This is a genomic window from Methylophaga sp. UBA5088 (genome assembly GCF_002414625.1).
GTDB lineage: Bacteria > Pseudomonadota > Gammaproteobacteria > Nitrosococcales > Methylophagaceae > Methylophaga > Methylophaga marina.
This window is the reverse complement of sequence record NZ_DIAC01000088.1, coordinates 12125-20854: the sequence shown is the minus strand read 5'-3', so window position 1 is coordinate 20854 and position 8730 is coordinate 12125. Positions and strand designations below refer to the sequence as shown.

General features: G+C 44.9%; 10 protein-coding genes. All 10 read left to right on the top strand.

Annotation, left to right across the window (positions count from 1 at the left end; translation table 11 throughout):
• Nucleotides 1-9 precede the first annotated feature (9 nt).
• On the top strand, nt 10-840 hold the full coding sequence (locus B4K20_RS11250) for a cobyrinate a,c-diamide synthase (RefSeq protein WP_289282954.1): 831 nt from the start codon (nt 10-12) through the stop codon (nt 838-840).
• A 377-nt stretch (nt 841-1217) separates the two neighbouring features.
• Entirely contained in the window at nt 1218-1760 is a 543-nt protein-coding gene (locus B4K20_RS11240) for a hypothetical protein (RefSeq protein ID WP_422655791.1), read from the top strand.
• Complete coding sequence (gene bluB, locus B4K20_RS11235; RefSeq protein WP_286304310.1) at nt 1757-2419, top strand: 5,6-dimethylbenzimidazole synthase; 663 nt, start codon at nt 1757-1759, stop codon at nt 2417-2419. Before B4K20_RS11240 ends, bluB begins: the two co-directional genes overlap by 4 nt.
• The gene (gene cbiB / locus B4K20_RS11230) at nt 2416-3324 is read left to right on the top strand and encodes an adenosylcobinamide-phosphate synthase CbiB (RefSeq protein ID WP_289282951.1); all 909 of its coding nucleotides are present in this window, start codon (nt 2416-2418) and stop codon (nt 3322-3324) included. The genes bluB and cbiB overlap by 4 nt, the downstream gene beginning before the upstream one ends.
• Nucleotides 3317-4306, top strand: coding sequence for a threonine-phosphate decarboxylase CobD (gene cobD, locus B4K20_RS11225; RefSeq protein WP_289282950.1), 990 nt, complete (start codon nt 3317-3319; stop codon nt 4304-4306). The genes cbiB and cobD overlap by 8 nt, the downstream gene beginning before the upstream one ends.
• The gene (locus B4K20_RS11220; RefSeq protein ID WP_289282949.1) at nt 4303-5766 is read left to right on the top strand and encodes a cobyric acid synthase; all 1464 of its coding nucleotides are present in this window, start codon (nt 4303-4305) and stop codon (nt 5764-5766) included. Before cobD ends, B4K20_RS11220 begins: the two co-directional genes overlap by 4 nt.
• Nucleotides 5766-6293 (top strand): bifunctional adenosylcobinamide kinase/adenosylcobinamide-phosphate guanylyltransferase, encoded by a 528-nt coding sequence (gene cobU, locus B4K20_RS11215; RefSeq protein ID WP_289282948.1) that lies wholly within the window; start codon nt 5766-5768, stop codon nt 6291-6293. The genes B4K20_RS11220 and cobU overlap by 1 nt, the downstream gene beginning before the upstream one ends.
• The gene (cobT, locus tag B4K20_RS11210; protein ID WP_289282947.1) at nt 6277-7338 is read left to right on the top strand and encodes a nicotinate-nucleotide--dimethylbenzimidazole phosphoribosyltransferase; all 1062 of its coding nucleotides are present in this window, start codon (nt 6277-6279) and stop codon (nt 7336-7338) included. The genes cobU and cobT overlap by 17 nt, the downstream gene beginning before the upstream one ends.
• Entirely contained in the window at nt 7338-8060 is a 723-nt protein-coding gene (locus tag B4K20_RS11205) for an adenosylcobinamide-GDP ribazoletransferase (protein WP_289282946.1), read from the top strand. The genes cobT and B4K20_RS11205 overlap by 1 nt, the downstream gene beginning before the upstream one ends.
• 9 nt (nt 8061-8069) lie before the next feature.
• Entirely contained in the window at nt 8070-8678 is a 609-nt protein-coding gene (cobO, locus tag B4K20_RS11200; RefSeq protein WP_289282945.1) for a cob(I)yrinic acid a,c-diamide adenosyltransferase, read from the top strand.
• Nucleotides 8679-8730 lie beyond the last annotated feature (52 nt).

Here is an 8730-nt window from a genome sequence, read left to right as displayed (position 1 = left end):
AATTAATAAATGCAGTCGCAGTCATGCGCTGCTGTAGTCATTGCTGCACCCGCATCTGGTCAGGGTAAAACGACGGTTACGGCTGTACTAGCAAGACATTACAGGCAGCAAAACAAACACGTTCGAGTCTTCAAAGTGGGTCCAGATTTTCTGGACCCCATGGTTTTAGAGCAGGCGTCCGGTCACCCTGTTTATCAACTTGATCTTTGGATGGTTGGCAAACAACATAGTCAGCAACTGTTAGCAGAAGCCGCTGCACAGGCTGACATTATCCTGATTGAAGGTGTGATGGGACTGTTTGATGGCGAACCTTCTACAGCTGATCTGGCAGCAGCTTTTGGTATACCCATTCTCGCCGTTATCGATGCCAGCGCCATGGCACAAACCTTCGCGGCGATTACAGTAGGTTTGGATCACTATCGGCAAGACACACAGGTGGCGGCGGTTATAGCGAATAAAGTCGGCAGTGAACGTCATGCCGATATGCTCAAAAATGCCCTGCCTCCAACACTTCCCTGCCTTGCTACCTTATACCGACAAACTGAACATGCCTTACCCAGTCGATATTTAGGCTTACAACAAGCCGGTGAAATTACAGATTTAGAACAACGTTTAAGCCATACGCTTGAGGCTTTTGATTTTGATGATTCAGTGTCTTTGCCAAACATCGATTTTCCGTTCATTGATACTCCGCAACTTCCAGCGTTACTGGATGGTTTGAAGATTGGCATCGCCAAAGATGCCGCTTTCTCTTTTCTCTATCAGGCAAACCTGGATTGTCTGAAGTCTTTAGGTGCTGAGCTTGTTATATGCAGTAAACAAAAGAACACAAAACTTTGATGAATTTATAAAAGAAAATCCAACTATTCTTACAGAATTAAAATCTGCTATGTCAGCAGACCCAACAAATGTAAGGTGGGAAAAATACACTAAAGAATATATTACAACTGATGGACGTATAATTAGTAATGCAGATGAGAATGAATTTGTTTTACAAGCAGCTAAAAATTTATATCAACCATCACGCAGTATGCGAAAAGAAACAGGTGCATTTGAAAAAAAGTTAGATCAAGATGCACTTCCTAATGTTGTAAGAAAAATACTTGGATATAATAATCGTCCTGCTTTGCGTATAACAGAAACAATCAATGGTATTGTTGATACAGCAGCAAGAGCAAACACTGCTAGAGATATTGTTAATGATGCGCTAAATAGAGGTGCTGCTGTTGCAGCTAAAAGTCCAGCAGGNNTTAGGTGCTGAGCTTGTTTTTTTCTCTCCACTCAATGATGCCGAGCTACCTGATATCGATAGTCTCTATTTACCCGGTGGATATCCGGAGTTACATTTGGCCGCATTAAGTGCCAATACACAGATGCAACAAGCTATTCAGCAACATTACGAGGCAAATAAACCTATCCTCGCGGAATGTGGTGGCATGTTATACCTTTGCGAGACGCTGACAGACAAGACAGATGTTACCGCCACAATGTGTGGTATTTTGCCAGCTAAGGCGAAACTCCAGGCCAGATTAACCGCGCTTGGTTTGCAGGAAGTGACCGTTGAGAATCAAGCGATTAGAGGTCACACTTATCATCATTCTTCACTCAGCACAGAATTAGTATCTGAAATAAGCGGACAGTGTCCTAATGGCAAATCAGTCAATGAAGCTGTTTATCAACAAGAGCGTCTGACCGCCAGCTATATCCATTTTTACTTTTACTCTAACCCTCATCTTATTGCAGCGTGGTTATCACCATGAGTGATTCCCCTCATCAATTTTCAAGAGCAGAACAAGAAGCGGTTTACAGGGCAATAGCCGAGCGCCGGGATATGCGTCACTTTCGACCTGATCCTGTTGCACCGAAACAGCTAAAACGTTTATTAATGGCCGCACACCAAGCCCCAAGCGTTGGTCTGATGCAACCCTGGCGAATTATTCGAATTACTGATTCCATTATTCGTGAAAAGATAAAAGCCCTGGTCGAAAAAGAACGCATAGAAACGGCCAAAGCCATGAACGAACGTGAAGATGAGTTTATGCGTTTAAAAGTCGAGGGCATGGATAATTGTGCTGAAATCCTGGTTGTCGCCTTATGCGATAAACGTGAAGAACATATCTTTGGCAGGAGAACCATGCCGAATATGGATTTGGCCTCCGTTTCCTGTGCCATTCAGAACATGTGGCTGGCCGCCAGAGTCGAAGGTCTGGGTATGGGCTGGGTATCTATTTTTGAACCAGAAGCATTGGCAGACTTACTCAAGCTGCCTTCAGGTGCCTCCCCTGTCGCCATTCTGTGCCTGGGTCATGTTAATGAGTTTTATCCAGAGCCGATGCTACAAATGGAAAACTGGCGCCAGGGCATTGAACTTGACTCTGTTTTATATGAAAACCACTGGGATAAACCGGCCAGTTTATGACCTTACTGTTTATTATTCTTGCTTTATTGCTTGATTGGTTACTCGGTGAACCAACACGTCGTCACCCGCTTGTGGGTTTTGGTCAACTCACCAAACACATTGAAAACAGAGTGTACAACGCTAGTGACGGCATTAAAAAGCAGTTTATTAAAGGACTGCTTGGCTGGTTAGTGCTGGTCGCACCTTTTGCTTTTATCGCCTCTTGTATAAGTGACATTCCATCACTTAACCTGATATTCAGCGTTATCGTACTCTACCTCTGTATTGGTCATCGTAGCTTATACGATCATGTGACACCGATTATCACTTCATTAAAACAAGGCGATATTGAACAGGGAAAAACCTTAACCAGTTACATCGTCAGCCGTGACAGAGAAACATTACATATTCCTAAAGCCAGTATCGAATCGGTATTAGAAAATGGCGCCGATGCCATTTTTTCAGCTTTGTTCTGGTTTATTGTGGCGGGCCTTCCCGGTGTCGTTATTTACCGACTGAGTAATACATTGGATGCTATGTGGGGATATAAAACTGACCGTTATCTCTATTTCGGTCGTGCTGCCGCCCGTATTGACGACCTAATGAATTATATTCCGGCACGATTAACAGCGCTCAGTTATGCACTGGTAGGCAATGTCCGCTCTGGACTACATTGCTGGAGACAGCAAGCTAAACAATGGGATAGTCCCAATGCTGGCCCGGTGATGGCGGCAGGTGCCGGGGCGCTGGAAATAGAGCTGGGTGGCCAGGCACGTTATCACGGTATTTGGCACGATCGTCCAACGCTTGGCTTAAATCGCGAAGCCAATGCAGATGATATTCCTCGGGCCTTACATCTAGTCACGGATAGTCTGTTGTTGTGGATAGCCGTCATCACTATCATTACAGGTATCAGCTATGCTTGAGCATGGTGGCAAACTCAATCACTACATTAAAAAATATGGTATCGCCCACCAGCATTGGCTGGATTTATCAACGGGGATCAATCCCAATGGCTGGCCCATTCCGGCATTACCCGAATCTGTCTGGACCCGTTTACCAGAGCAAGATGATGATTTACTTAACTCGGCAGCAGAGTATTACGGTAATCCATCTTTAATCGCCCTTCCCGGCAGTCAGGCGGCTATACAGTTTTTACCACAGTTACGTGGGCCATGCAGAGTAAAAGTGATAGACCCTTGCTATGCAGAGCATGCCTATAGTTGGCAAAAAGCCGGGCACGATGTTCAAGCCATTGCTCATGAAGAGATTGATTCTGTGATTGCCCATACGGATGTGTTGATTATTATCAACCCAACCAATCCAAGCGGCAGACGATATAGTAAAGAACAGCTATTAAACTGGCATCAGCAATTACAACAAGGTGATGGCTGGCTAGTCATTGATGAAGCTTTTATTGATACAACACCCGAGAAAAGTCTTTGTAACCTACCGGCCATGCCCGGACTACTTATTCTGAGATCGATAGGCAAATTCTTTGGTCTGGCAGGTTGTCGCGTTGGCTTTTTAATCGCCGAACAATCAATTCTGGATAAAGTCGAAGAGCATCTTGGCCCCTGGCCCATTGCTACTGCATCACGTTTTATCACCACAAAGGCACTCAAGGATACTGACTGGCAGCAGCGTACCATTCAACAACTGCAAAACCAGTCTCAACGTTTAGCTCAGTTGCTTAGCACTTATAAGCTCAGTCCCACAGGCAGCACTGATTTATTTCAATGGGTGATGCATCCTGCCGCCAGCGACATTCATGAACATCTGGCAAAACAAGCCGTACTGACCCGCTTATTTAGCTCCCCTGCCAGTTTGCGTTTTGGTTTACCGGCCAATGAACAGCAATGGCAGCAACTGGAAAAAGCCCTACAATCCCTGCGAGAAGTGTTATGAAACAGAAAACATTGATGATTCAGGGCACCACATCCGATGCAGGCAAAAGCACGTTGGTCACCGCCTTATGTCGTTGGTTTGTGCAGCAGAATTATCGTGTTGCACCGTTCAAACCACAAAATATGGCACTCAATAGCGCAGTGACTGCTGAAGGAGGAGAGATTGGCCGAGCTCAGGCAGTACAAGCACAAGCCTGTCATCTGGCGCCGCATATTGATATGAACCCGGTATTACTCAAACCTAATAGTGATTCCGGTGCTCAGGTCATTATCCATGGCAAAGCTGTCGCTAATATGGAAGCCCGCTTTTACCATGACTATAAGCCAATAGCGATGCAAGCCGTTCTGGACTCACATCACTGGCTTGAATCCAATTATGAGCTGGTGATGGTTGAAGGTGCAGGTTCGCCGGCAGAGATCAATTTACGTGATCGAGACATCGCCAATATGGGCTTTGCTGAAGCGGTTGATTGTCCGGTCATTTTGATTGCTGATATTGATCGTGGCGGTGTGTTTGCCCATTTGGTCGGTACATTATCGTGTTTATCTGAATCAGAACAGGCACGTATTAAAGGCTTTATTATTAATCGTTTTCGCGGAGATATTAGCTTATTGCAACCAGGTCTGGACTGGCTGGAACAAAAAACAGGTAAACCGGTGTTAGGCGTGTTGCCCTATTTGCATGGTCTGCATTTAGAAGCTGAAGATGCCGTCAATACGCAGCAAATCACGTCTTCGGAAAAACAGCTCAATATTATTGTTCCCGTGTTACCACGTATCAGTAATCACACGGATTTCGACCCACTGAGACTTCATCCTCAAGTCAATTTACAGTTTATTGGCCCTGATGAAACCATTCCCGCAGCCGATCTGATTATTTTGCCTGGCAGCAAACATGTCAGAGCAGATTTGGACTGGCTGATAACTCAGGGCTGGTCTGAAGCGATTCAGAAACACTGTCGCTATGGTGGCAAAGTGTTGGGTATCTGTGGTGGTTTTCAAATGTTGGGCAGACTAATTCATGACCCGGATGGCATTGAAAGTGAGCCTGGTAGCAGTGATGGTCTTGGTCTATTGGATATGGAAACAATATTGGCTGGCCATAAAACATTACGACAAAATCAGGGGCAATTACTTATCAATAATGTGCCTGTCACTATTTCAGGTTATGAGATACATGCGGGTATCAGCACAGGAAACGCATTGAAATCGCCTCTTGTACATCTGTCACATGGTCCAGATGGTGTCATCAGTGATGACAAACAGATTATCGGCACCTATCTGCATGGTTTATTTGAACAAGATGAACCAGCAAAAGCGTTATTGAGTTGGGCAGGTCTTGATAATGTTGAATCTGTTGATTATTGGCAACTTCGTGAAAATGACATCAATAAACTGGCAGAAATGGTAGCTACACATATTGATACGGATAAGTTGATGCAGATACTTGAGGACGCATGATGACAACGACGTTAATCCTTGGTGGCACAAAATCAGGTAAAAGCCGCTTAGCGGAACAATGGGCAGCTACCACAAATGAATCCGTCACCTATATTGCTACAGCGCAGGCGCATGATGATGAAATGGCAAAGCGGATCAAACAGCACCAGCAGCAAAGACCAGACAACTGGCCAACCATTGAGCAGCCACTGTATCTTGCGGATGCCATAAAAAAAGCCACAACTGACGTCGTGCTTGTAGATTGTTTAACGCTTTGGCTGACCAATCTTTTATTAGCTGAAGACGTTCTTCTAACAGAACAGATATCAGCTTTTTTGGATACGCTGCAAACCTCTGATAAACACATCATTATGGTCAGTAATGAAACCAATATGGGCGTGATGCCTCTCGGGGACTTAACGCGTCGTTATTGTGATGAGGCCGGTGTTTTACATCAACGTATCGCCAACATCAGCGATAACGTTATCTTAACCGTGGCAGGTTTACCTCATCTTTTAAAAGGACAACTGCATGAACAACTTCGCTGAATGGCTCAAACAACCTGTTAAGGCGGTAGATAAGACGCATGAACAAAAAGCGTTAGCACGTCAGCAGCAGTTGACTAAACCGCCAGGTTCCCTCGGTCAGCTGGAAAACTTAGCCGTCAAAATAGCGAGTTTACAAGCCAGTGAAATCCCTGACCTGACGCATGTGCACATCACTGTTTATGCTGCAGACCATGGCGTGATGGCTGAAGGTGTTTCAGCCTTCCCTCAGTCTGTCACCGCCGCGATGATCAGAAACTTTGCCAATGGCGGTGCCGCTATCAGTGTATTAGCTCAGGAGTTGATGGCAAAGCTCGATGTTATCAATGTCGGTACTGTGGAAGCATTAGAAGAAATTCCAGGTGTATTAGATAAACGTATCGATGCGGGTACCGCTAATTTTTGCCAGAGCTCGGCTATGACTGAGCAGCAATGCCAGCAGGCACTATTAATTGGCCGTGATAATGTATTCAGTGATATTGAAAATACGCAACTCTACATTGCCGGTGAAATGGGTATTGGTAATACCACTGCTGCTACAGCTTTAGCCTCTGTTTTACTAACATGTGACCCCGCAGACTTAGTCGGTCCCGGCACAGGACTGGATCAACAAGGTGTTCAACACAAATTAAACGTTATTCGGCGAGCACTTGAGCAACATTCCGCGCAGCGCGACAAGGATGCGTTAACCGTATTGCAAACCTTGGGAGGTTTCGAAATCGCCGCAATGGTGGGTGCCTATCTGACGTGTTCCAAACAAGGTATCCCGGTGCTGATAGATGGTTTTATCAGTACAGTGGCAGCATTAATAGCAGAGAAAATACAAGCTGGCTGCAAAGATTGGTTTATATACAGTCATCAAAGCGCTGAGCCAGGCCATCAAGTTGTTTTAGAGGCCTTAAACGCTGAACCATTACTCAAACTGGATATGCGTCTAGGTGAAGGCAGTGGTGCTGCCGTCGCTGTTCCCCTACTTCGCCAAGCTTGCCTGTTACACAACGGCATGGCGACTTTTGAACAAGCCAACATCAGTAAAGGAGACAAATAATGTGGTTATCGTTTCAAATAGCCCTACAATTTCTCACCATTATTCCTGTCAGTTATGCGAACGCAACTGAACAACAGCTTGGACGCTCTTTAGTTTTTTATCCGCTAGTTGGCTTGATTATCGGATTCATTTTATCTGGTGTCGTATCTGTTTTACCCGTTTCCTATAGCTTACTCAGCGCCGCTTTATTACTGACCGTCTGGGTATTGTTAACGGGCGGTTTACATATAGATGGTCTTGCTGACTCAGCTGATGCCTGGCTTGGTGGTATCGGCAGCAAACAGCGTACGCTGGCGATCATGAAAGATCCTGCAGCCGGTCCGATTGCCGTGGTGGTCCTGGGATTAACCTTATTACTCAAACTGGCCTTGTTGGAAATTGTTATTTCTTCAGGTCAAATTTATGCATTAATCTGGAGCATTATCCTCGCCAGAACAGCGATGCCTTTATTATTTCTCACGACTGACTACGTCAGACCCAACGGCATCGGTGCAGTATTAAAACACTATCTACCTGTAAATCAAGTGAAGTGGATGATGGGAATCACTACCTTCATTGCTTTTTTCTGTCTTGGTTTCACGCCGCTGTTACTGGGTTTGATCGTATTCTTATTACTTCGATACGCGATGGAGCATCGTTTGGATGGCTTTACTGGTGATACAGCCGGCGCGATGGTCGAATTGCTGGAAATCAGCTTTCTATTCTTTTTAATTGTGTTTTAGGAACGTCCAATGTCTGATACTGAAAAAAGTGAACGTCATAAAAAACGTATGCAACGCCATAAAAGTGTGGTCGATGAAAAAATTCAAAAAGCAGAAAAAGACAAAGGCCTGTTATTAGTTATTACGGGTAACGGTAAAGGTAAGAGCTCATCAGGCTTTGGTATGGTGGCAAGAGCGCTCGGTCATGATATGAAAGTCGGCGTAGTTCAGTTTATCAAAGGTGCATTCAGCACAGGGGAAGAATCCTTTTTTCGTCGCTTTCCTGAAGAAGTGTCCTACCATGTGGTCGGTGATGGGTTTACCTGGGAAACCCAAAACCTTGAGCAAGACATTGCATCTGCAGAAAAAGGCTGGGAAGTCTGCAAAGCCATGCTCAACGATCCAGACATTGATGTAGTGTTATTAGATGAACTGAACATCGTCTTAAAAATGAAATATCTCAATGTAGAAACAGTGTTGAATGACATTGCACAACGACCTGACATGCAACATGTCATTATTACGGGCAGAGGCGCTCCTGAAAGTGTCATAGAAGCCGCCGATACCGTGAGTCGTATTGAGGATGTTAAACATGCATTTCGGGCCGGTATAAAAGCACAGAAAGGTATCGAGTTATAAGCACCTTTTTGTGCTGTCATATAACTGTAAAGTTACTCACATTTTCTGTGGA